This is a genomic window from Actinoplanes sandaracinus (genome assembly GCF_030009775.1).
In the GTDB taxonomy this organism is placed as follows: Bacteria; Actinomycetota; Actinomycetes; order Mycobacteriales; family Micromonosporaceae; genus Actinoplanes; species Actinoplanes sandaracinus.
The window spans coordinates 80702-102541 of record NZ_JASCTH010000004.1; the positions used below are offsets into that span (position 1 = coordinate 80702).

Annotated in this window: 23 protein-coding genes and 1 tRNA gene; 10 read left to right on the forward strand and 14 right to left on the reverse strand. The window is 70.9% G+C overall.

The features are described 5' to 3' along the window. Nucleotides 1-51 precede the first annotated feature (51 nt). The gene (locus tag QLQ12_RS07130) at nt 52-408 is read left to right on the forward strand and encodes a hypothetical protein (RefSeq protein ID WP_282757997.1); all 357 of its coding nucleotides are present in this window, start codon (nt 52-54) and stop codon (nt 406-408) included. Between the two features lie 132 nt (nt 409-540). Here QLQ12_RS07130 and QLQ12_RS07135 read toward each other — a convergent pair whose 3' ends face one another. Continuing rightward, complete coding sequence (locus tag QLQ12_RS07135; protein ID WP_282757999.1) at nt 541-723, reverse strand: hypothetical protein; 183 nt, start codon at nt 721-723, stop codon at nt 541-543. A gap of 170 nt (nt 724-893) precedes the next feature. Between QLQ12_RS07135 and QLQ12_RS07140 the strand changes: the two genes are divergently transcribed. From QLQ12_RS07140 to QLQ12_RS07155, 4 genes are all read left to right on the forward strand, one after another. Continuing rightward, entirely contained in the window at nt 894-2324 is a 1431-nt protein-coding gene (locus QLQ12_RS07140; protein WP_282758001.1) for a CYTH and CHAD domain-containing protein, read from the forward strand. A gap of 45 nt (nt 2325-2369) precedes the next feature. Continuing rightward, on the forward strand, nt 2370-3317 hold the full coding sequence (gene ppk2 / locus QLQ12_RS07145) for a polyphosphate kinase 2 (protein ID WP_282758002.1): 948 nt from the start codon (nt 2370-2372) through the stop codon (nt 3315-3317). A gap of 311 nt (nt 3318-3628) precedes the next feature. Continuing rightward, complete coding sequence (locus QLQ12_RS07150) at nt 3629-4522, forward strand: ribonuclease Z (RefSeq protein WP_282758003.1); 894 nt, start codon at nt 3629-3631, stop codon at nt 4520-4522. 30 nt (nt 4523-4552) lie between these two features. After that, a complete protein-coding gene (locus QLQ12_RS07155) occupies nt 4553-5056 on the forward strand; it encodes a GNAT family N-acetyltransferase (protein WP_282758004.1) in 504 nt (167 codons plus the stop codon). Nucleotides 5057-5092: 36 nt separating this feature from the next. On the opposite strand, the gene QLQ12_RS07160 is transcribed toward QLQ12_RS07155, so the two are convergent. Both QLQ12_RS07160 and QLQ12_RS07165 read right to left on the reverse strand, forming a co-directional pair. Then, nucleotides 5093-6130 carry a DUF4034 domain-containing protein gene (locus QLQ12_RS07160; RefSeq protein WP_282758006.1) on the reverse strand — a complete coding sequence of 346 codons (1038 nt, stop codon included), beginning with the start codon at nt 6128-6130 and terminating at the stop codon, nt 5093-5095. A gap of 463 nt (nt 6131-6593) precedes the next feature. Further along, the gene (locus tag QLQ12_RS07165) at nt 6594-6920 is read right to left on the reverse strand and encodes a hypothetical protein (protein WP_282758008.1); all 327 of its coding nucleotides are present in this window, start codon (nt 6918-6920) and stop codon (nt 6594-6596) included. Between the two features lie 315 nt (nt 6921-7235). Here QLQ12_RS07165 and QLQ12_RS07170 point away from each other — a divergent pair, with 315 nt between their 5' ends. Continuing rightward, complete coding sequence (locus QLQ12_RS07170) at nt 7236-8177, forward strand: S1C family serine protease (RefSeq protein WP_282758010.1); 942 nt, start codon at nt 7236-7238, stop codon at nt 8175-8177. A gap of 332 nt (nt 8178-8509) precedes the next feature. Here QLQ12_RS07170 and QLQ12_RS07175 read toward each other — a convergent pair whose 3' ends face one another. Beyond that, complete coding sequence (locus QLQ12_RS07175; RefSeq protein ID WP_282758011.1) at nt 8510-9868, reverse strand: cystathionine beta-synthase; 1359 nt, start codon at nt 9866-9868, stop codon at nt 8510-8512. A gap of 3 nt (nt 9869-9871) precedes the next feature. Next, the gene (locus QLQ12_RS07180) at nt 9872-10216 is read right to left on the reverse strand and encodes a YkvA family protein (RefSeq protein ID WP_282758013.1); all 345 of its coding nucleotides are present in this window, start codon (nt 10214-10216) and stop codon (nt 9872-9874) included. A 144-nt stretch (nt 10217-10360) separates the two neighbouring features. Between QLQ12_RS07180 and QLQ12_RS07185 the strand changes: the two genes are divergently transcribed. The 4 genes from QLQ12_RS07185 (at nt 10361) to QLQ12_RS07200 (ending at nt 14168) form a co-directional block, all read left to right on the forward strand. After that, nucleotides 10361-11401, forward strand: coding sequence for an SGNH/GDSL hydrolase family protein (locus tag QLQ12_RS07185; protein ID WP_282758014.1), 1041 nt, complete (start codon nt 10361-10363; stop codon nt 11399-11401). A gap of 35 nt (nt 11402-11436) precedes the next feature. Further along, a complete protein-coding gene (locus QLQ12_RS07190; protein ID WP_282758015.1) occupies nt 11437-12225 on the forward strand; it encodes an SGNH/GDSL hydrolase family protein in 789 nt (262 codons plus the stop codon). Between the two features lie 109 nt (nt 12226-12334). Beyond that, complete coding sequence (locus QLQ12_RS07195) at nt 12335-13576, forward strand: acetyl-CoA C-acetyltransferase (protein WP_282758016.1); 1242 nt, start codon at nt 12335-12337, stop codon at nt 13574-13576. 115 nt (nt 13577-13691) lie between these two features. Further along, nucleotides 13692-14168 (forward strand): GNAT family N-acetyltransferase, encoded by a 477-nt coding sequence (locus QLQ12_RS07200; RefSeq protein ID WP_282758018.1) that lies wholly within the window; start codon nt 13692-13694, stop codon nt 14166-14168. Between the two features lie 325 nt (nt 14169-14493). Here QLQ12_RS07200 and QLQ12_RS07205 read toward each other — a convergent pair whose 3' ends face one another. From QLQ12_RS07205 to QLQ12_RS07245, 9 genes are all read right to left on the reverse strand, one after another. After that, the gene (locus QLQ12_RS07205; RefSeq protein WP_282758020.1) at nt 14494-14808 is read right to left on the reverse strand and encodes a hypothetical protein; all 315 of its coding nucleotides are present in this window, start codon (nt 14806-14808) and stop codon (nt 14494-14496) included. 159 nt (nt 14809-14967) lie between these two features. Next, nucleotides 14968-15804, reverse strand: coding sequence for a Bax inhibitor-1/YccA family protein (locus QLQ12_RS07210; protein WP_282758021.1), 837 nt, complete (start codon nt 15802-15804; stop codon nt 14968-14970). A gap of 177 nt (nt 15805-15981) precedes the next feature. Beyond that, nucleotides 15982-16066 (reverse strand) — tRNA-Leu (locus tag QLQ12_RS07215). A gap of 56 nt (nt 16067-16122) precedes the next feature. Continuing rightward, the gene (locus QLQ12_RS07220; RefSeq protein ID WP_282758022.1) at nt 16123-17481 is read right to left on the reverse strand and encodes an NAD(P)/FAD-dependent oxidoreductase; all 1359 of its coding nucleotides are present in this window, start codon (nt 17479-17481) and stop codon (nt 16123-16125) included. 87 nt (nt 17482-17568) lie between these two features. Further along, a complete protein-coding gene (locus QLQ12_RS07225; RefSeq protein WP_282758023.1) occupies nt 17569-18135 on the reverse strand; it encodes a hypothetical protein in 567 nt (188 codons plus the stop codon). A 1-nt stretch (nt 18136) separates the two neighbouring features. Further along, nucleotides 18137-19471: a DUF58 domain-containing protein gene (locus QLQ12_RS07230; protein ID WP_407651440.1), complete on the reverse strand. Its 1335-nt coding sequence runs from the start codon at nt 19469-19471 to the stop codon at nt 18137-18139. Between the two features lie 10 nt (nt 19472-19481). Further along, nucleotides 19482-20471 carry an AAA family ATPase gene (locus QLQ12_RS07235; RefSeq protein ID WP_282758026.1) on the reverse strand — a complete coding sequence of 330 codons (990 nt, stop codon included), beginning with the start codon at nt 20469-20471 and terminating at the stop codon, nt 19482-19484. 13 nt (nt 20472-20484) lie between these two features. After that, nucleotides 20485-21063, reverse strand: a complete 579-nt coding sequence (locus QLQ12_RS07240; protein WP_282758027.1) for a hypothetical protein — start codon at nt 21061-21063, stop codon at nt 20485-20487. A gap of 73 nt (nt 21064-21136) precedes the next feature. Then, nucleotides 21137-21838 (reverse strand): DUF4129 domain-containing protein, encoded by a 702-nt coding sequence (locus QLQ12_RS07245; protein ID WP_282758028.1) that lies wholly within the window; start codon nt 21836-21838, stop codon nt 21137-21139. Nucleotides 21839-21840 lie beyond the last annotated feature (2 nt).

Genomic DNA, 21840 nt, shown 5'->3' on the forward strand with positions numbered 1-21840 from the left:
GTCCGGACATCTCACTCACACTCGAATCGAGTGTGAAAGCGGAGGTGGACGATGTCGCCGATTTACCACAACGAGGAACGGGACGCCTGGGATCTTGCCGAGATCCTGCTCGAACAGGCCCGCGCGATGATGCGGGAGGCCGAGGGCGCGCTCGACACCTGGCGGACGGGCAAGGAGATGAACCGGCTGCGCTGCGCACGGCGGGGCATCAGCACCTCGGACGCGGAGATCCGCTGGTCGGCATCGGCCAACGCGAAGAACGCGCTGACCAACAACGGCTTCCACGTCGGTCTCGCGACGATGTACTACAACGCGGCGACGGCGAACTACGCCCGAGCCCTCTACCTGCACACCCGGATCCAGGCCCCGGGATCGCCCTGGCCGGCGAGCGACGACGCCCGGCGGTGAACCCAGGCCGGCGAGCGACGACGCCCGGCGGTGAACCCAGGCCGGCGAGGGGCGACGCCCGGCGGTGACCTTAGGCCTGCGGGTAACGATGTTCGGCGGTGACCCCCGGGTCGGCGGGTGACGGCGCCCGGCTCAGCTTTCGGGTTCGTCGTGGTCGGCGAGCGCACTCGGCCCCGCCGGCGGCCGGGGTGGGTCGGCCTGGGCCGGTGACGCGGGGACCGCGAGCGCCAGGCCGAGGACCGCGCCGGCGCCCATGAGGCGCAGGCCGGCGAGCGAGGCGGCGAGAGTGATGGGGCGGCGTTCGGACTTCTCCATGCAGCACTCCTTACTGCCGGGCCACGGCGAACGCGCCGGGCTCGGCTGAAACCGCCGGGCCATGGCAGAGCTGCCGAGACCACGACGATGCGGCGGGCCGGGCCACCACGATGCCAGGCGAACCTGAGACACCGCTGTGCACCGAGCCCCGCGCCAGGCACCATGGGCAGGTGGAGACCGCCACCGAAACCGAGCGCAAATACGATGTCCCCGAGACGTTCGAGCTTCCTGACCTGGCCGGGGTGGGAGCCGTCACCGCTGTCGACGGCGCCGAGACACATGATCTCGACGCCACGTACTTCGACACCGAAGACCTCCGCTTGATGAGAAATCGCCGGACACTTCGGCGGCGCAGCGGCGGCAACGACGCGGGCTGGCATCTGAAGACGCCCGGTGACGGTGACGGGCGCACCGAGCACCGCCTGCCGGCGAGCGACTCCGACGAGGTGCCCGACGAGCTGACCGGCCTGGTGCGGGCGATCGTCCGCCGCCGTCCGCTGGGCCCGGTGGCGCGGTTGCGCACACATCGGGTGGAGACGCCGCTGCGGGACGCGGACGGCCGGACCCTCGCCCTGGTGGCGCAGGACCGGGTCCTTGCCGAGTCGGCGGGCGCCGAGAGCGTCTGGCAGGAGGTCGAGGTCGAGCTGGTCGACGGCGGCCCCGAGCTGCTCGACGAGGTGGAGCGACGGCTGTTCGCGGCGGGCGCCCGCCCGGCGCGGGGCCCTTCCAAGGTGGCGCGCGCCTTGGCCGGCCGGCTCGCCGCGGCGTCCGGGTCCGGCAAGACCAAGACCAAGACCAAGGTCAACCCCGTTCTGCGGTACGCGCGCGAGCAACGCGACGCCATAGTCGGTCATGATCCGGCGGCCCGACGTGGCGAGCCGCGGGCCGTGCACCGGATGCGGGTCGCCACCCGCCGCCTGCGCAGCACGCTGAAGACGTACAAGCGCTCGTTCCCCGAGTCTGATCTGCGTGACGAGTTGCGCTGGCTGGCCGGTGTGCTGGGCGCGGTCCGTGACCCGCAGGTGCTGGAGGACGCCCTCCTGGCGCAGGTGGCGCAGGCGGGCCCCGAGTTCGCCCCGGCAGCGCGGCGGGTCCGGGCACATCTGGAGCACCGGGTCGAGCGGGGCCGGGCGGAGCTGGCCGAGGCACTCGATTCGGACCGCTATCTGACGCTTCTGGACCGCATCGACGAACTGGCCGACACTCCGGAGCTGACCGTTCCCGACCCGGTCACGCGGGCCCGCAAGGTGCTGGCCAAGGCGGACCGGAAATTGGACGAAGCGCTGGAGAGCCGCGTGGAGGAGGAGATCCACGACTCCCGGAAAGGCTTCAAGCAGGCGCGGTACGCGGTCGAGCTGGTCGCGCCGGACCTCGGCAAGCCGGCGAAGCGCCTGATCAAAAGGTTGACCGAGCTGCAGGACGGGCTGGGCGAGTACCAGGACTCGAACATCGCCCGTGGAGTGCTGCGCGAGCTGGGTTCGGACAGTTTTCATCTCGGGGTGCTCTACGGGCGCCAGGAGCAGGTCGGCGAAGAGGCGCTGGCCCGGGTGCCGGCTCTGGTGCGAGCGGCCCGGCGGCGGAGAGTTCGGCGAGTGTTCTGATCTAGTCAGTTGTGGTCTTGCCGAACCGGGGTATGAATCCGTGTCATGCAATCCGAGCAGGACCTCGCGGCCACTCATCCCTATGACGGGCCGATCGCCGAGTTGAGTGGCTACCGCGTCATCGACGACGAGGACGACGACCCCCGCCTGGTCAATGCCGACGGCCAGCCGGTGGACACCTGGCGGGAGGACTATCCGTACGACGAACGGCTGTCCCGCGCCGAGTACGACCACGACAAGCGCCTACTCCAGATCGAGCTGCTGAAACTGCAGAACTGGTGCAAGGACACCGGCGAGCGGATGCTGATCCTCTTCGAGGGGCGCGACGCGGCCGGCAAGGGCGGCACGATCAAGCGGTTCATGGAGCATCTGAACCCGCGGGGCGCCCGGGTGGTGGCCCTGGAGAAACCGAACCAGCGGGAGAGCACCCAGTGGTTCTACCAGCGATACATCAAGCACCTGCCGGCCGGCGGCGAGATCGTGCTCTTCGACCGGTCCTGGTACAACCGCGCCGGTGTGGAGCGGGTGATGGGTTTCTGTGATCGCAAGGAGTACCTGGAGTTCCTCCGCCAGACCCCGGAGCTGGAGCGGATGCTCGTCCGCTCCGGCGTTCACCTGGTGAAGTTCTGGTTCTCGGTGACGCGGGGCGAGCAGCGCACCCGGTTCGCGATCCGCCAGGTCGACCCGGTGCGCCAGTGGAAGCTGTCGCCGATGGATCTGCAGTCGCTGGACAAGTGGGACGACTACACCGAGGCGAAGGAGGCGATGTTCTTCTGGACCGACACCGCCGACGCGCCGTGGACCGTGGTGCGGAGCAACGACAAGAAGCGGGCCCGCCTGGCGGCGATGCGGCACGTGCTGCACCGCTTCGACTACGAGGGCAAAGACCCGGAGGTCGTCGGGACCCCGGACCCGCAGATCGTCGGCCCGGCCTCGCTTCTGGTGGAGATGGAGAACCCCAATGAGTCCCCGCTGGTATTCCCTCGGCTCTGAGTGATTCAAAATCGTTGGCGCTCCCCGCGGCGGCTGGATAACGTGGCCGTACACGTGAAGGGAGGTGGTCCAAAGTTGTGTAGCACTGGGACTCGTGAGGTGGCTGTCCGCTAGCCGCTGTCCTTGACAGCTTGTACTGCGTCGAGACCGTGTGGCAGCGGCCGCGGCGAATACCAGACAGCCACCCGACCCCTGGGGATCCGGTTTAGTCCGACCGGACCTCGCTCGTCCGCGAGCGAGGAAGTCCCCAGGGGTCGCTTCATGCGGTGTCTCTGAAGACAGCGTCGCTGAAAGACAGCCGGGGGGCGGAAATGCGCGAGCTGGTCGTTCTCGGCTCGGCGAGCCAGGTGCCCACCCGGCACCGCAATCACAACGGTTATCTGCTGCGCTGGGACGACGAGGTGATCCTCTTCGACCCGGGCGAGGGGACTCAGCGCCAGCTGCTGATGGCCGGCCTGCCGGTCACGCCGATCCGGCGGATCTGCATCACCCACTTCCACGGCGATCACAGCCTCGGCCTGCCCGGCGTGCTCCAGCGCATATCGCTGGACCGGGTGCCGCACCCGGTCGCCGTCCACTACCCGGCCGGTGGGCAGGAGTTCTACGACCGCCTCCGGCACGCCACCAGCTACTGGGACAACGCCGACATCGTGCCGGGCCCGGTCGGCGCCGGCTTCGCGGTGGAGACGCCGGCGGGGCGCCTCACCGCGCTTCCCCTGCGACACCCCATCGAGACGTACGGGTACCGCCTGACCGAACCGGACTCGCGGCGGATGGTTCCCGCCCTGCTGGCCGCACACGGCATCAGCGGACCGGCCGTCGGGGAACTCCAGCGCGCCGGCCGGGTCGGCGACGTCACCGTGGCACAGGTGAGTGAGCCCCGTCCCGGCCAGAGTTTCGCCTTCGTGATGGACACCGGCCTGTGTGACAGCGTGTTCGAGCTGGCCCAGGGCGTCGACATGCTGGTGATCGAGTCGACGTTCCTGGCCGAGGACGCGGAGCTCGCGGCCCAGGTCGGGCATCTGACAGCGGGTCAGGCCGCCGCGGTGGCGCGTGAGTGCGGCGTACGAACCCTGGTCCTGACGCATTTCTCCCAGCGCTATGCGGAACCGAACCGCTTCCTGGAGGAGGCGCGCAAGGAGTTCGACGGCCCGGTGGTGATCGCGGAGGACCTGATGCGGGTGCCGGTGCCACGCCGGCGGTGACCGCCGGTCGCGTGCGGCTACCGTCGGCGCATGACCGTTCTGCTACGCCCGGCCGACGACACCGACGTGGCCGCCGTCGGCGCGCTGCACCATCGCTCGCGCGCCGACGCCTACGCCCACCTGATCGCGCCCGAGACGTTCGCCGCCCGGGGGCCTGAGGCGCTCAGCGCCTGGTGGGTGGAGCGCTGGCGGTGGGAGCGGGAGACCCACCGGATGACCCTCGCCGAGGTGGACGGGGTGTTGGCCGGTTTCACCTACACCGGCCCGAGTGAGACCCCGGACGCCGCCGAGCTGTACGCGATCCACGTCGACCCGCGCCGGGTCGGCACCGGCGTGGGCCGGGAGTTGATGGTCCACGCGCTCGGCGAGCTGGCCGGGTTCGGGGCCGGCCGGGCGGTGCTCTGGGTGCTGGCGGACAACCCGGTGGCGCGGCGTTTCTACGAGCGCGGCGGCTGGGCCGCGGACGGCGTCACCCGGGTCGAGGCGGTCAACGACCAGCCGTTGCCCCAGCTCCGCTATTCCCGCCCGCTGTGAAGCGCCCCGAGCCGCAGTGAGCGGAAGTGGGAAGCTTCAGGTGGCTCGACGGGCTCGGCGGCGGGCTCGGACGAAGTTGATGTCAGCACGCGCGTCGCCCCACCAGTTCCACGGTACGAGGGTCATGTACTTGCCGATCGCCGCGAAGACCGGTGCCGCGTCGGCGTCGCGGCCGGTACGCGCCAGCCCGTACGCCAGAAAGTTCGCGTCGTCCAGCCACGCGCCGTGACGGGCCGCGGGTTGATGGAACCAGCGAGACAGCGCGCTGTCGAGTTCTGCCTGCATGGCCGAGTCCTGTCGCCACCGCTCGGCGATCTCGTCGGCGGGCCGATCCGGGGAAACGCGTTCCTCCTCCCACAGCGCCCATTCGGCGGCGGCTCGTACCGGCAACACATGCAGCGGCGAGCCGACTGGCGCCGCGGCAACGACGGAACGGGCGAAGCCGAACATCTCGTCGTGCGAGCCACTCCATTTGTGGCAGTGGTAGGTCAGCTTGAGGACGTGTCCTCCCAGGTGCCAAGGGTCCCGGTAGGTCAGTTGCCGCCACGTCTGCTCAACGTCGTCGCGTGGCGCGCTGTAGCCGATCTGCATCTGCAGCCGGTTGACCCACGGTGTGGGGTCTGCGGGCGCCAGCCGGGTCGCGAGGTCGTTCACCTGCTCAGCCAAGTGCAGCAGGCGGTGAAACTCGGCCCACTGCTCCGGACGGACGGTGCTGGCCCAACCGCTACCGCGGACCTCCCAAGCTCGTGCGATCAGAGACCGGGCGCGGACGACCTGGGCGTCTGGGTCGGTAGGACAGCGTGCTGCCCACCGGTCGGTCCAGTCGGCCGAGGTGTCGACCTGGCCGGTCGTGCGGTCAATCGGAGACCCGAACCCGCCGGTGGTCGATTCCGCCAGCACACGGACGTACCGGGCCCGTCGGTCGTAGTCGTCCCGGGTGCGAGCGACAGCCTGCCGGGCCAACTCGTCGAAGCCTTGGCGCGCCTGCTTGCACGCCTCGCGCAGTGCGGCGTCGTCCTGTGCTTCAGTGGGGTCGATCTGGTTGGTGAGGACCCGCCACACGGTGGAAATCACGATCGCCGATCATAGCGTCGTAGCGATGCCGGCCGAGCCGGGTGCAGGACTCGATGCCCTTACGCGCGGTCTGGGCGCCGCCGGCCGCCGTGAGTGCTCCCGCGCTCCTCATGCCGCTGTGAGCGGGGCCGGCGGACACACGGAACGCCCGCCGCGGTGGGGTGCGACGGGCGTTCCGTGATCTTGATGGTTGGGCGGGAACACGTGACCGAGTGAATGCGGGGGAACCTGTAGTCACGTGCTCCCGCCCACCGCCCGCCCGAACCGGATGCGCCTGGCCGGAGGCGCTCGATCAGCGGAGGCGTGCCGATCTGGAATCCAGTTCAAGGGCGGTTTCTGGGCGCGGGACACCGAAACGCTGGCGGGGCGTGCCGGTGTCACCGCTGAGCGACGTCGACCGGGCCGGGAAGCCGTACTTGCCGGGGGACGGTCAAGTGTTTTCGGCGACGTCGGGGTCCTAGGGTCAGGCCTGATACCTCCGGTGGTCGTCATTGCGGTGGTACGGGCCGGTGGTGTACCGACCGATCTCCTCCAGCCCGGCTCGACGGCCGGGCAGATCCCGCATGCTGTTCAGGTCGTGCCGCAGTGTCCACGCCTCGCGCCAGGGCCGGCGTGCGACGGCGGCGGCGCGTTCGGCGAGCCGGCGGGCCGAACACGGCCAGCGCCATCCGCACCAGACGCAGTCACCGTCCACACCGGTCGCCACGTGCCGGCCGAGCATGTGCTGCGCGTCCCGCCACAGCAGGCGGTCCACGATGTCGCCGGTTGCCGCCTCATCGACGTCGACCATTCCCTACCCCTCCATCCGGGAGTGGCTCATAGCTCCGTCCCGACACATACAACCGCAGCGGGCCATCAGCCGGTCGGACTGTCTGTGCGATTGCGGCGACTATCCGTGACGATCCATGTGGGAACTCCGTGCTGAGCCTGCCGCCTTCGCCGCGCTCTCCAGAGAAACGCCTGGTGAACGGGGGTGGGTGCGGCGACTCTTCGATGCCGCGGGGTTCGCGGTGGCGGGAAATCGTCCGCATACTCCCCGGCGGTATTTCGCCATGGGCGCAGAACAGACGGGCATCGATGGGTGTCGGCGGCGGTTGATGTCTGCATGGACACCGAACACACCGCGCCCGGCTCGGAAGCGCTCGACGCGTACAGCCGGATCGTGACCGGCGTCGCCGAACGCCTGCTGCCCTCGGTGGCCGCGCTGACGATCCGCTCGCCCCGCGGCGGCGCCGGCTCGGCCGTCACCTTCACCGATGACGGATTCCTTCTCACCAACGCCCATGTGGTCGCCGGCGCGAGGGGCGGTTCGGCCGCGTTCGCCGACGGCAGCGAGACACCGTTCGACGTGGTCGGCGCCGACCCACTCTCCGATCTCGCCGTGGTCCGGGTGCACCGCCCCGGCGCCCCGGCGGCCCCGCTCGGCGACGCAGACGGTCTGCGAATCGGTCAGCTGGTGGTGGCGGTCGGCAACCCGATGGGCCTGGCCGGTTCGGTGACCGCCGGCGTCGTGTCGGGGCTGGGCAGGTCGCTGCCGGCCCGGGACGGCCGCCGAATCCGGATCATCGACGACGTCATCCAGACCGACGCGGCCCTCAACCCGGGCAACTCCGGCGGCGCGCTGGCCGATTCGACCGGCACGGTCGTCGGGATCAACACCGCGGTGGCCGGGTACGGTCTCGGCCTCGCCGTCCCGGTCAACACCACCACCCGCACGATCATCGGCGAGCTGACCTCCGCCGGCCGCGTCCGCCGGGCCTGGCTGGGCGTGGCCGGGCTGCCGGTCCCCCTGCCACCCGCGCTCGCCACCCGCCTGGGCCAGAAACTGGGCCTACGAGTCGTCGAGGTCGTGCCGGGCAGCCCCGCCGGCACGGCCGGAATCTACCTCGGCGACGTCCTGATCACCGCCGGCGGACGCCCTCTCCAGGCGGTGCAGTCCCTGCAGCGCCTGATGCTGGGCCCGGCCATCGACAGGGACCTCCCCATGACCTTGCTACGCCGAAACGCCCTGGTAGACGTAGTAACCCGCCCCACCGAACTAACGTAACCACCCCACCCACCACTCACACCGCCGCCGCGCCGCGCCGCACCCCGCCCCGCCCCGCCGCGCCCCACCGCGCCCCACCGCGCCCTTCGAACGTCTTGGGCACCACATAATCTTCGCGAGGACGTAGCCACAGAACGGCCGCAAAACGCCGCCGGTGAGGAGGCAGACGATTTGCCGACGCCCGCGCTCTTTGCGGGCGGCGGGAAATCGCCTGCCTCCTCACCGGTTAAAAGGCGTTTTGCCGCGGAGCGAAGCGAAGCCAGCAAGCTCAGCAGCGAAGCCAGCAAGCTCAGCCCGAAGCCAGCAAGCTCAGCCCGAAGCCAAAACCCAACTCAGCTCAGATGAGCCAGCAGATCCTGGCGGGTGAGGACGCCGGCAGGCTTGCCGTCGACCAGAACCATCGCGGCGTCCGATTTCTCCAGCAGGACGACCGCCTCGGCCACCGGCTCGCCGCCACCGATCATCGGCAGCGATTCGCCCATGTGCCGCTCGATCGTGTCGTGCAGGTGGGCCTGTCCGGTGAAGAGCGCGTCCAGCAGCGCTTTCTCCGAGATGGAGCCGGCCACCTCACCGGTGACGACCGGCGGTTCGGCCTTGAGGACCGGGAGTTGGCTGACGCCGTATTCCCGCATGTAGTCGATGGCGTCGCGCACCGTCTCGGTCGGGTGCACGTGGATCAGCGGCGGGATCTCGGAGGCCTTGCTCGCCAGGGCGTCGGCCACCGTGGGGGTGCCCTCCTGGGTACGCAGGAACCCGTACCTCGCCATCCATTTGTCGTTGAAGATCTTCGACAGGTAGCCACGGCCGCCGTCGGGCAGCAGCACCACGATGACGTCGTCCGGTCCGGCCTTGCGGGCGACCTCGAGCGCGGCCACCACCGCCATCCCGCACGAGCCGCCGACCAGCAGGCCCTCTTCGCGGGCCAGGCGGCGGGTCATCTCGAAGGAGTCCGAGTCGCTCACCTCGATCACCTCGTCGGTGACCGAGCGGTCGTACGCCGTGGGCCAGAAGTCCTCGCCCACGCCCTCGACCAGGTAGGGCCGCCCGGTGCCGCCGGAGTAGACGGAGCCTTCCGGGTCGGCGCCGATGACCCGCACCGACCCCTGCTCCTTGAGATAGCGCCCGACGCCACTGATCGTGCCGCCGGTGCCGACACCCGCCACGAAGTGGGTGATCTTGCCGGCGGTCTGGTCCCACAACTCGGGGCCGGTCTGCTCATAGTGCGAGCGGGGGTTGGCCGGATTGCTGTACTGGTCCGGTTTCCAGGCGCCCGGAATGTCCCGGGTCAGCTGGTCGGACACGTTGTAGTAGGAACGGGGGTCCTCAGGGGCGACGGCGGTCGGGCAGACCACCACCTCCGCGCCGTACGCCCGGAGCACGTTCTGCTTGTCCTCGCTGACCTTGTCGGGGCAGACGAAGACGCACTTGTAACCGCGCCGCTGGGCCACCAGGGCCAAGCCGACGCCGGTGTTGCCGCTGGTCGGCTCGACGATGGTTCCGCCGGGCTTGAGCAGGCCCGCCTTCTCGGCATCCTCGACCATCCGCAACGCGATCCGGTCTTTGACCGAGCCACCCGGATTCATGTATTCGACCTTGGCCAGCACGGTGGCGCTGATACCTTCGGTCACACTGTTGAGCCTGACCAGCGGCGTGTTACCGATGATCTCGACCACGTTGTCGTAATAGCGCACGCTTTACTTTACGACCAGACGCGGCCTGGTCTTCTCCCACTCCAGGAACCGCTCCGTCTCCGCGAGGATCGCACCGGCCAGCCAGGTCACCGCCACGGCGTCGTCGATCAGGCCGAAGAGGAAGACGAACATCTCCGGGACCGCGTCGATCGGGGACACGACGTAGACCGTGGCGGCCGTCATCAGCGCCAGCCGCACGCCGCCGTCGTACTCCCCCCTGGTGGTCGCCAGGAGCATCCGGGGCAGCGCCCCGAGCCGCTCTGCCAGCGTCGGGCCACCACGGCTGCCCGCGGTGAGCGCACGGGCCAGCGCGGTGAACGCCGCCGCACGTTTCAACGATTTGGCCATCCCTGTTCCCCTTTCCGCTACTCAAGCATGACCTGGGGACGCCAGAATTGCCTCTCGCCATCGCGAGTTAGCCTCGAATCCCGACCCCACACGCCGATCATGGGCGAGCCGGATGGTTCCCTTCGAGCGACAGCGAGGGAGACTATGAGCACCATCGATGCACCCAGGATCCACGGGTCCCCCGCCACCGACTGGCGGTGGATCAGAACGGCCGGACGGGTCGCCGGAGCCGTCGCCGGGCTGACCGCGCTCTCCGTCGGGCTGCTGTACCGCCAGGCCGCCGACGCGCGCCGGGTGATCCCGATGGCCGAGGCGCCACCGCCGCGCGGCGACGGCGTCTACGGCGCGAAGTTCGGCGGGAAGCCCCTCACCATGGTGGTCCTCGGGGATTCCATCGCCGCGGGGTACGGCGTACACCGCCCCCGGGAGACCCTCGGCGCGCTCTTCGCCACCGGTGTCTCCCGCCGCCTGCGCCGCCCGGTCCGGCTGTACCGGCTGGCCGTCGTCGGCTCCGTCTCGGCAGGCCTGCCGTACCAGGTGGACGCCGCCCTGGAGTACGCACCGGACCTGGCGATCATTCTGATCGGGGGGAACGACGTCACCCACGTCTCGGCCCGCCCGGCGGCGGTCCGCCACCTGGGTGACGCGGTGCGCAGGCTGCGCGCCGCCGACTGCCGCGTGGTCGTCGGCACCTGTCCCGACCTCGGCGCGATCAAGCCGATCAAGCCGCCGCTGCGCTGGCTGGCCCGCCGGTGGAGCCGTCAGCTGGCCGCCGCGCAGACCATCGCGGTGGTGCGGGAGGGTGGCCGCACCGTGTCGCTCGGCAACCTGCTCGGCCCGATGTTCGAGGCCGATCCGGTGCGGATGTACAGCTCCGATCGTTTCCACCCGTCCGCCGAGGGGTACGCCAGAGCGGCAGCCGTGATGATGCCGACGGTGATGACCGTGCTCGCCACGGACGACCGGGCGCCCACCCCCGTCGCCGAGGACGTCCGTGCCCTGCCCGAGGCGGCCGACGAGGCGGTCCGCGCGCCCGGCACCGAGGTCGCACCGGCCGGCCGGTGGGCCCGGATGCGGCGCTACCGTTGGTTCAGTTCGCGCCCGGCGACCACGGCATCGATTCCCGGCGGTGACCCCACGACAGGGGCCGTAGGGTATACCCCAGAGGATCATCAGGTCGGCTGATGCTCATCGGGTCGGCTAATGCAGGGAGGCGAAACATGGCCGGGCTGCCGGAACGACTGACCAGGACCGCGGCCACGAGCCTGCTGGCGGGTGCGGTGGGCGGAGTCGCCCTGCTCGCCGGTGAGCTGCTCGCCGCCAAGGCCCGTCGCTATGCCAAACCCACCATGGGCCTGGCTCTGCGCACCTCGATGGGCCCGCAGAACGCGCCGCCGCTGCGGCTGGTCCTGCTCGGCGACTCGGCCGCGGTCGGCGTCGGCGTGGAGTGGCTGTCCGACACGGTCGGCGGCCAGCTCGCCCGGCTGCTGGCCGACGGCTCCCCCGACACCGGGCAGCGGCACGTGCTGCTCTCCAGCGTCGGTGTGGCCGGTTCCCGGTCCACCGACCTCGCCACCCAGGTGGCCCGGTCCCTGCTCGGTGACCGTCCCGACGTGGCCGTCGTCCTCATCGGCTCCTATGACGCCGCCTCCGGGCGCAGCCCCGAGGACGCCGCCGGCCATCTCGGCCAGGCCGTCCGCCGGTTGCGTTCGGCCGGCGTCCAGGTGGTCGTCGGCACCTGCCCCGACCTCGGCGCCTCCCGGTCCCTGGCCCCGCCGTTGCGGCAGATCGCCGGGCTGGTCGGCCGACGGCTGGCGAAAGCGCAGGCCAAAGCGGTGACCGAGGCCGGGGGCGTGGTGGTCGACCTGGCCGGCGAGACGGGCGCGGTGTTCCGAGCCGACTCCGGGACCCTCTGTTACGACGGCTTCCACCCGTCGGCCGACGGCTACCGGGTCTGGGCCCACGCCCTCTACCCGGCGGTGGTGAAAGCCGCGATGACCGGCGTCTGACCGTTTCCGGGCCAGGCTGGGCGGCCCGTGGCGGCATTTCCGGGTCGCGGTGGGCAGCATGTGACAAATTCGCGCTTCCGACCATGTTACCGGTAAGTAAACTGGGCGCATGCCGGAAGCTGTCATCGTCGCCACTGCCCGCTCCCCCATCGGCCGCGCCCACAAGGGCTCCCTCAAGGATCTGCGCGCCGACGATCTCGCCACCACGATCGTCGACGCCGCGCTGAACAAGGTGCCGCAGCTCGATCGCACCCTCATCGAGGACCTCTACCTCGGTTGCGGTCTGCCGGGCGGTGAGCAGGGCTTCAACATGGCCCGCGTGATCGCCACCAAGCTGGGCCTGGACGGCCTGCCCGGCGCCACCGTCACGCGTTACTGCTCGTCCTCGCTGCAGACCACCCGGATGGCCTTCCACGCCATCAAGGCCGGTGAGGGCGACGTCTTCGTCTCGGCCGGTGTCGAGACCGTCTCCCGCTTCACGCGCGGCAGCTCCGACGGCCTGCCGTCAGCCGCGCAGGAGGCGGTGGGCCGCTGGACCAACCCGTTCTTCGACGAGGCGCAGGCCCGCACGGTGGCCACGGCTCAGAACGGCGGCGTCTGGCACGACCCCCGCGAGGACGGCCTGGTTCCCGACGTCTACATCGGGATGGGCTACACCGCGGAAAACCTCGCCCAGATCAAGAACGTCTCCCGCGAGGAGATGGACGAGTTCGGCGTACGTAGCCAGAACCTTGCCGAGAAGGCCATCGCCAACGGGTTCTGGGAGCGTGAGATCACCCCGGTGACCCTCCCCGACGGCACCGTCGTGTCGAAGGACGACGGCCCCCGTCCCGGCGTCAGCCTCGACGCGGTCTCCCAGCTGAAGCCGGTCTTCCGTCCCGACGGCCGGGTCACCGCCGGCAACTGCTGCCCGCTCAACGACGGCGCCGCCGCGCTCGTCATCATGAGCGACACCAAGGCCCGCGAGCTCGGCATCACCCCGCTCGCCCGGATCGTCTCCACCGGCGTCACCGCCCTCTCCCCCGAGATCATGGGTCTCGGCCCGGTCGAGGCGTCGAAGCAGGCCCTCAAGCGCGCCGGCATGACCATCGGCGACGTCGACCTCGTCGAGATCAACGAGGCCTTCGCCGCCCAGGTGATCCCCTCCTACAAGGAGCTGGGCATCCCGCTGGACAAGCTGAACGTCAACGGTGGCGCCATCGCCGTCGGCCACCCGTTCGGCATGACCGGCGCCCGGATCACCGGCACCCTGCTCAACTCGCTCGACTGGCACGACAAGAGCATCGGTCTGGAGACCATGTGTGTCGGCGGCGGCCAGGGCATGGCCCTGATCATCGAGCGCCTCAGCTGACCTTTCCCGCCCGGGCCCGGCACGTCGCACCACGTGCTGGGCCCGCTCCATGTCCAGCGGGGACCGTCTGATCGGATGGGAGGGCACAACGCCCAGCCCACCTCGGAGGCCGGACATGCCCGCAACCTGCCGGATCGTCGCTGTCAGCCCCGGATCGGCGCTCCTCGCCCCGGCCGCGGCACTGTTCGACGACTATCGCGTCCACTACGGCCACCCCGCCGACCCGGACGGCACCGTGGCCTGGCTGGCCCGGCAGCTCACCGGCGCCTTCCGCATGTTCGTGGCCCTGCGTGACACGCCTGCCGGGCAACCGCTCGGGCTGATCAGCGTCGTGGAGCTCCCCGCCTCGCTACGGCTGGGCACTTTCTGGTCCGTCCGTGACCTCTACGTCGCAGCGGCCCACCGGCGCGGCGGCGTCGCCCGGGCGCTCCTCGGCCACGCCGTGGCCGGGGCCCGTGCCGCCGGCGCGCTGCGCGTCTCGCTGCAGACCGAGCCCGGCAACACCTCCGCGCAGGCGCTGTACGCCGCCGCCGGCTTCCGCCCGGTCCCCGACCTGGACCTGCTCAGCCTTCCCCTCACCACCGGCCTCTGACGATCCTGTGGTCCCGGCTCCCGGACGCCGGCACCCCGATCGTGGTACGGGTGGGCCGGAGTTCCCACACCCGGTGGCCATCATCAAACGGCGCCCGTGCTGTCCTGCGGGCGCCACACCCCGGTGGCCATCAGACGGGCGCCCGTGCTGGCCGGCGGCCGCCACAGCCGGTGACCGGCCGCCTCAGCCCGGCGGTCGCGCCGCGGCCCGGTGCGGCGCCCACTTCGCGTCGGAGCCCCGGGACCGGATGGTTACGGCAGGGCGGCGACGCCCGTACCGGAAAGGTTGGAGAGTTTCACCGCCGCCCGCGGTGACCCGGCGCCGGTCAGAGGGCCCGGCGGACCTCGGCCACAGCGGCGTTCGCGCGGTCCAGAAGCTCGGCGGACGGAGCCGCGGCGACGATGTCGTCGGCGAGAACCCGGAGCTGGTCGCGCAGCACCAGATCATGGATGTGCGGGACCGGGCGGGCCGCACGGCCCTCGGCCTCGGCCCCCAGGTCGGCGAGACGCTGAACGAGGCCCTGGACGAGCTGAGAGCGGGTGCCGGTCGCGGCGTTCGCCGGCACTGCCCGCCACCGGGGCTCGTCCCAGTGGTGGATCTGCGTGAGCAGCCGCTCGATGGAGGTGGCGAAGTCTGGCACCCGGCGACGATACCCGGCCCGGCTGCGACCGGCGCCGCCGGCAGAACGGCGGAACCCGCCCGGCGCGGGTGCGCCGGACGGGTTCCGGTTGGTTCGGGAGCAACGCCCGGGCCGCGGGGAGACGGGCCGGGCGCTGCTCGGTTGACGACGGACGAACCGTCAGTCGTCGCCCTGGAAGAAGCTCAGCAGGCGGAGGATCTCGATGTAGAGCCAGACGAGACCGACCAGGATGCCGAACGCCGCCGTCCAGGAGTAGCGCTGCGGAAGACCCATCCGCACGCCCTCCTCGATCTCCGCGAAGTTCAGGATGAAGCTCAGCGAGGCGACCACGATGCAGATCAGGCTGAACCCGATGCCCAGCGCGCCGTTGTCACGCAGGCCGGTGTTGAAGCCGAACATCGACAGGACGAAGTTGATCAGCATGACCGCGAAGAGCCCGGCCATGATCGAGATGATGGCTCGGGTGAACTTCGGCGTGGCCCGGATGACACGGGCCTTGTAGAGCCCCGCCATCACGAAGAAGACGCCGAACGTGGCGATCACCGCCTGTAGCACGATCCCCTGGAAACCCATGATTTCCTGGAAGAACTTGCTGACCAGGCCGACGAAGGCGCCCTCGATGACCGCGTAGGCCACGACGAGGGCTGGGTTCGCCATCCGCATGAAGGAGATGACCAGGCCCAGCACCAGGCCGGTCAGGGCCGCGCCCATCCAGACGGGACCGATCAGGGCGTCCGGGACGAGCGTCCACGCGGCGACCGCGGAGGCGCCGGTGATGCCGAGCAGCGTGACCGTCTTGACGACGACGTCGTCGATGGTCATCGGCTGGACGGCCGGAGGAGCGGAGGGGTAGCCCGTCGCAGTGGGGTAAGGGTCGCCGTAAGCCGGCTGACCGTAACCCGGCTGCGCGGTCGGCCCGTGTGGCCCGTATCCGGCCGCTCGCTCCCGCTCGGCCGCCTGGCCGAGGCGCGAGAGCACCGGGTTAGATGTCTTCACTGTTTCCAGCCTCCCTTGAGGTGTCGGCACGATGCCTGTGTTCAAGGGTAAGCGCTGGCAGCGGATATCGCCGCACCCAAAAACTGTGAGCAGGCTGAAAATGATCCTGTCCGCGCAGGTCAGCAAGCCCATGCAGGCGAAATGCGGCCGCGGCAGGACAGCCGCGACCGCTGACGATGGTGCCCGGGGCGGGTCTCGAACCCGCACGCCTTTTGGGCAGCCGCTTTTAAGGCGGCCGTGTCTGCCATTCCACCACCCGGGCGGCCTGCGAACACCGTATCTGGTGCCGCCCAGGCGGTGGAAACGGCGTTGGCCGGATCAGCGGGTCCCGGCGGGCACCTTCGTCTCCGTCGGCAGCGCCACCGGCGGGGTCACCTCGGTGAACTCCTCACGGGGGTGGTGCAGCTGACCGAGGGCCACGGTCTCCCGCTTGAACAGGAACGCGAGCACCCAGTCGGCGAGCACCCGGACCTTGCGGTTCGTCGAGGGGATCCGGCTGACGTGGTAGAAGCGGTGCATCAGCCACGCCGGGTAGCCCTTGACCTTGATGCCGTAGACGTGCGCGACACCCTTGTTGATGCCGAGACCGGCGACGCCGCCGACGTGCTTGTGGCGGTAGTCCTTCGGCGCGCCGCCCAGGATCACCTGAGCGATGTTGTCGGCGAGCACCTTGGCCTGGCGGACGGCGTGCTGGGCGCTCGGCGAGCACCAGCCACCGGGGTTGGTGAGGTCGGGGACCTGCGCGCAGTCGCCCGCGGACCAGGCGCCCTCCCAGACCTCGCCGGTGGTGGTGTCAGCGACCTGCAGCGTGGGCAGGCAGTTGACGTGGCCCTTCGGGCCGAGCGGCAGGTCGGTGTTGGCCAGCATCGGCGACGGCTTGACACCGGCCGTCCAGACCAGCGTCTCGGCGCGGAACGAGTCTCCGTCGGAGAGCTCGATCTTGCCGTCGACGCAGGACTGCAGGAAGGTGCTCAGGCGCAGGTCGATGCCGCGGGCGGCGAGCTGGCGGGCCGTGTAGGCGCCCATCTCGGGGCCCACCTCGGGCAGGATCCGGTTGGTGGCCTCGACCAGGATGAAGTGGACCTCCTTCGGGTCCAGCTCCGGGTAGTACTTCAGCGCGTCGGAGACCACGTCCTGCATCTCGGCGAGCGCTTCGATGCCGGCGAAGCCACCGCCGACGAACACGAAGTTCAGCGAGGCCTTGCGCACTTCCTCGTCGGGCGTCACCGCGGCGACGTCGAGCCGGTCGAGGATGTGGTTGCGCAGGTAGATGGCCTCGCCGATGGTCTTCAGGCCGATGCCCATGTCCCGGAGGCCGGGGATCGGCAGGGTCCGGGAGACCGAGCCGGGCGCCACGATGATGTGGTCGTACTCCATCTCGTACGCCGGGCCGTCGATCGGCTGGACGGTCACGGTCTTGCGCGCGTGCTCGACCCGGGTCACCTCACCGGAGACGATGCGGCACTTCTTCAACTCCTGGCGCAGCGGCACCACAGCGTGTCGCGGCGAAATGTTACCGGCCGCTGCCTCGGGCAGGAACGGCTGGTAAGTCATGTGAGGAACAGGGTCGATGACGACGACCTCGGCCCGGTTGCGATTCAGCTTCTTGGACAGGCGGAGGGCGGCGTAAAGCCCGACGTGACCTGCTCCTACGACGACTATGCGCGGCGGATTCACACCCCTATTGTCGCGCGCGCCGGCCTTCTCATGCGTCGTTCTGTGACGATCACAACGGCGGAAGTCAAGTGACGTAACACTCAGAATTCACTCACGATGGGTCATCCGCGCTAGGACCATTGTCACAGCCGTCGCTGCGGCCAGGCCGACGAGCGTGGCCAGCTGAAAGGCGTCGCCACCGAGGTCCGCGGTCAGCCCGAGCGCCAGCACGATCACCACGGCCGATGTCAGCACCACGACCAGAGCGCGGCCCAGCCAGAGGGCCGGCACATCCATGTTGACCATCGCGTCGTACGGCAGAACGGCGGCCAGAGCGGTCAGCGTGTGACCGAGATAGAGCAGTGTGGCGAGAGCCAGCACACGCAGGAGCGTGACCGGCGACCCCCACCCGGCGGTGTCGAGGAGCCAGCCGGCGATCACGGCCAGCGCCACGGCCGTGCCGCCGCGGCCCTGCGGGGCCATCGCCGGCCAGAACGCGAGCGCGACCAGCATGATCAGGAACCGGGGCGAGGACAGCAATTCGGCCGGCCAAGCGACGCCCATCGCGAGCAGGCCGGTGAGCAGGATGCCGCAGCGGACCGTGAACGGTACGGCCGTGGCCCGCCCGGCCGCGCTCTTCAGCCGCTCGACCCGCCGTGTGATCGCGGTCAGCACGTCAGTGCCCCCTCGGAACCGAAGCCAGCCGGGCCACGTCACGCAACACCAGGTCGAGGCTGCCGGCGCCGGCCCACGCCACCACCGGCACGCCGTGCTCGCGCAGCCGTCCCAACACGTTCTCCCGCTCCATCCGCCACAGCCGGGTGGCCAGCGGCGTCCACTGGTTCTTCACCGGCGGGGCGGCCTGCGGGGGCAGGGTGTCGACCGCGACCACGTAGCGGCCGGACTGGGTGAGCTGGGCGAGCATGTCGGCGGCCCGCGGGTCGACCAGCGGGGTGAGCACCACGACCAGCGCCGACGAGGACACGTGGTGGGCGCCGAAGACGTTCTCGTACTGCTCGGTCTCGACCGGATCGGGGCGGACGTCGAGCAGCCATTCGAGCACGGTCAGGTACTGCCGGCGGCCGGAGGCGGGACGCAGCCGGCGGGCGGTCGAGCCGTACTCCAGCAGCGAGACCCGGTCGCCGCGGTGCAGGTAGTGCTCGGCGATCGCGGCCGCCGCCCGGACCGTGGTGTCCAGCACCGACGAGCCGCCGCGGACACCGCCGGAGAGACCGACCTCGCCGAGCACGTCGAGCAGGAGCAGCACCTCGGCGTCCCGGTCCGACAGGGTGGACGCCACGTGCAGGTCACGGGTCCGCAGCGAGACCCGCCAGTCGATGCGGCGCAACCGGTCGCCGGGGGCGAACTGCCGGACGCCGGCCAGTTCGCCGCCCTCGCCGGGGCGGCGGGAGCGGTGCGCGCCGACCAGGCCGGCCGCGGCCGGCATCGCCTCGGTCGCCTTGAACGGCTCCGTGATCGGGTAGACCCGCACGCCCCGGGCATGGGTGACCACCGGGCGGCTGGCCAGCAGGCCACCGCAGGCGGCGGCCCGGGCGGCGGCCGGGCCGACGTCCTGCCGGCCCCAGCGCAGGGCCTCGCCGGGCAGGTCGATCGTGGCCCAGCCGTCAGCGGCCACGGTGAGGGCGAACGGCCGGTCCGAGTGTTCCAGCCGCAGCCACGGGGAGGTGCGGGCGCGGACCACGACCAGGTCGTAGCCGACCGCGTCCGGGTTGGCGACGGTCACCCCCGCGTCCACCTCACCGCCCTCGACCAGGTACGACTCGTCGGCGCTGATGGTGACCTCGGGCGCCGCGGCGGGCACCCGGCGCAGGTTGATCGCCGCGCCGATCGCGAACGGCGCCGCGAGCAGCACCAGGTCGACCCGGCCCAGGGCCACGCCCAGCAGCAGGAGCAGGCCGGTGAGCAGGACCGTCCGGCCGAGCGCCCGGGTGGGCACCCAGACCGGGCCGGACTGGTCGGCCGTGCCCGCGGCGGGCACGGCCGGACGCAGGCGCAACAGGTCAGTCATGCCGGGCGTACGTCGGGAGCGCCCCACTGGCCGGGGCGGGCACCGCGGAGAGCACCTCCTGGACCACGAAGGACGGGTTCACCTGGCGCAGCCACATCTCCGGGCGCAGGGTGATCCGGTGGGCGAGCGCCGGAATGGCGACGTCCTTCACGTCCTCCGGCACGACGTAGTCGCGGCCGGCCATCGCCGCACGGGCCCGGGCCAGCAGGAGCAGGGCGAGCGAGCCACGGGGCGACGAGCCGACCAGCACGGCGCTGTGGTCCCGGGTGGCCGAGGCGAGCGACACGATGTAGCGGCCGATCGAGTCCTCGACCGCGACCGATTCCAGCGCGGCCTGCATCATCTGCAGCGTCCGGGCGTCCACGACGGGGGTGAGGGTGGACTCCTCCTGGCGCCGCGACATCCGCCGCTGGAGCACCGTCCACTCCTCCTCGGCGGTCGGGTAGCCGAACGAGACCCGCAGCAGGAACCGGTCCAGCTGGGCCTCGGGCAGCGGGTACGTCCCCTCGTACTCGATCGGGTTGGCCGTCGCGATCACGTGGAACGGCGGGTCCAGCCGGTAGGTGACGCCCTCGACCGAGACCTGCTTCTCCTGCATCGCTTCGAGCAGGGCGGACTGGGTCTTCGGCGGCGTCCGGTTGATCTCGTCGGCCAGCAGCATGTTGGTGAAGACCGGGCCGGCTCGGAAGGCGAAGTCGCCCTTGCGCTGGTCGTAGAGGAACGAGCCGGTGACGTCGGCGGGCAGCAGGTCGGGGGTGAACTGCAGCCGGCGGAAGTCGAGCCCGAGCGCCTGCGCGAAGGACCGGGCGGTCAGCGTCTTGCCGAGGCCTGGCATGTCCTCCAACAGCACGTGGCCGCCGGCCAGGATCCCGGCCAGCACGAGTTCCAGCGAGTCTCGCTTGCCCACCAGGACCGTGCCGACGGAGTCGAGGACCGCCCCGGCCAGCCGCCCGACCTCGTACGGGGGAAGAGCCTGCGTCACCGGCGCACCTTTCTCACAGTCGTTCCATGGTGTCTAGGTAGGTTTCGACGTCCCGGGGCTTCAACGAGCGCCGCGTCGGCCCGGACAACGCCGACCAGAGATCGTCGCCGAGAAGTTCCCGGGCCCGGCGCGGGTCGCTGGCCCGGGTGATGCCGTGCCGCAGGCGCAGCCGTTCGTCGGTCATCTCCGCGAGCACCGGCAGAACGTTACGCGAGTGGAGATCCGGATCCGAGTGCGCCCGGTCCAGGTTCTGCTCCCACCGGCGGACGGCCGCCCGGAGCGCGTCGGCGGCCGGCGCGGCGTCGGATCCGATCCGGGAGCGCAGCCGGGGCGGGGGTGGCGGGGCCACCATCGAGACGGCGTGGATCACCAGCCGGAGGCCGGTCAGCAAGGCGACCAGCAGCAACAGCGAGATGCTCATGCCGACCGAGCGCAGGCCCGCGGTCACGACCACTGTGGCCGCGGCGATGATGGCGACGTTGATGGCGAGCGTCACGCCGAGTGTCCGTCGCTTGACGACGGTCTCGGGCTCCTCGACCGTGTGCCGGCTCTCGGCGATGCCGAAGAGGTCGTCCAGCCCCCCGTCGCTCATGCCGCCACCTCCGCTTCGCTCCGGTGTCGGCATGAGTCTTGAACTGCGCCGGCTGATTCGCTCGCAAGCTCGCTCATGCCTGCGCTCCGCTCCGGGCGGCGCCCAGGTCGGCGCGCAGCCGTTCCAGGGCGGACCGGGCCTGCTGCCGCATCTGGTCGTCGACGGTGTGGGTGGCGTACCGGGCCTCGCGGTAGACCTCGAGGAGCGCGGCCAGCACGCCGGCGTCGACCTGCTGCTCGGCCAGCAGCCGGCCGACGTAGTCGGTGGGGCTGTCGCCGGGATGCCGGGGGGTGCCGGCGGCGGCGGCCGCGTCCTCCAGCCGCACCCAGCACGCGATCACCGCCCGGCGCGGGTCACGGTCGGTGTCGGAGAGCTCCTCCAGGCCCGCGTCGAGCGCGGCGACCAGGTCGTCAGCGGTCCGCGGGGCCCGCTGCGGCTGACGCCGGCGGCCGGTGCGAGCCGGGCGGCGGCGCAGGTAGTCGCGGATCAGCGCCCAGGAGAGGCCGAGGACCATCAGGAACGCGCCGATGATGAGCACGATCAGGGTGGCGTCGCCCACCCAGTCGGGCAGGCCGCGGGCCGGCTCGGGGACCCTCTCCTGAATGCTGGGGGTCACCGACGGGCGGGGCGGCAGCAGCGGCGCCCGGGTGGGGGGCGCGTCCTGCTGGATCTGCTCAAGCTGCGGAGCGGACCTGGTGGCGGCCAACGAGATCGCGAAGAGCAGCCCGAGAACGGCGGCGAGGGGCCACCATCGGCGCAGTGAGGCGAAGTCCATGC

Bases quoted from the DNA above. Each gene is read 5' to 3' on its own strand.
- ppk2 (WP_282758002.1), top strand. From the start codon at position 2,370: ATGCAATCCGAGCAGGACCTCGCGGCCACTCATCCCTATGACGGGCCG.
- QLQ12_RS07170 (WP_282758010.1), top strand. From the start codon at position 7,236: ATGGACACCGAACACACCGCGCCCGGCTCGGAAGCGCTCGACGCGTAC.
- QLQ12_RS07245 (WP_282758028.1), bottom strand. From the start codon at position 21,838: ATGGACTTCGCCTCACTGCGCCGATGGTGGCCCCTCGCCGCCGTTCTC.
- QLQ12_RS07135 (WP_282757999.1), bottom strand. From the start codon at position 723: ATGGAGAAGTCCGAACGCCGCCCCATCACTCTCGCCGCCTCGCTCGCC.
- QLQ12_RS07185 (WP_282758014.1), top strand. From the start codon at position 10,361: ATGAGCACCATCGATGCACCCAGGATCCACGGGTCCCCCGCCACCGAC.
- QLQ12_RS07155 (WP_282758004.1), top strand. From the start codon at position 4,553: ATGACCGTTCTGCTACGCCCGGCCGACGACACCGACGTGGCCGCCGTC.
- QLQ12_RS07165 (WP_282758008.1), bottom strand. From the start codon at position 6,920: ATGGTCGACGTCGATGAGGCGGCAACCGGCGACATCGTGGACCGCCTG.
- QLQ12_RS07130 (WP_282757997.1), top strand. From the start codon at position 52: ATGTCGCCGATTTACCACAACGAGGAACGGGACGCCTGGGATCTTGCC.
- QLQ12_RS07180 (WP_282758013.1), bottom strand. From the start codon at position 10,216: ATGGCCAAATCGTTGAAACGTGCGGCGGCGTTCACCGCGCTGGCCCGT.
- QLQ12_RS07240 (WP_282758027.1), bottom strand. From the start codon at position 21,063: ATGAGCGACGGGGGGCTGGACGACCTCTTCGGCATCGCCGAGAGCCGG.
- QLQ12_RS07190 (WP_282758015.1), top strand. From the start codon at position 11,437: ATGGCCGGGCTGCCGGAACGACTGACCAGGACCGCGGCCACGAGCCTG.
- QLQ12_RS07195 (WP_282758016.1), top strand. From the start codon at position 12,335: ATGCCGGAAGCTGTCATCGTCGCCACTGCCCGCTCCCCCATCGGCCGC.
- QLQ12_RS07150 (WP_282758003.1), top strand. From the start codon at position 3,629: ATGCGCGAGCTGGTCGTTCTCGGCTCGGCGAGCCAGGTGCCCACCCGG.
- QLQ12_RS07200 (WP_282758018.1), top strand. From the start codon at position 13,692: ATGCCCGCAACCTGCCGGATCGTCGCTGTCAGCCCCGGATCGGCGCTC.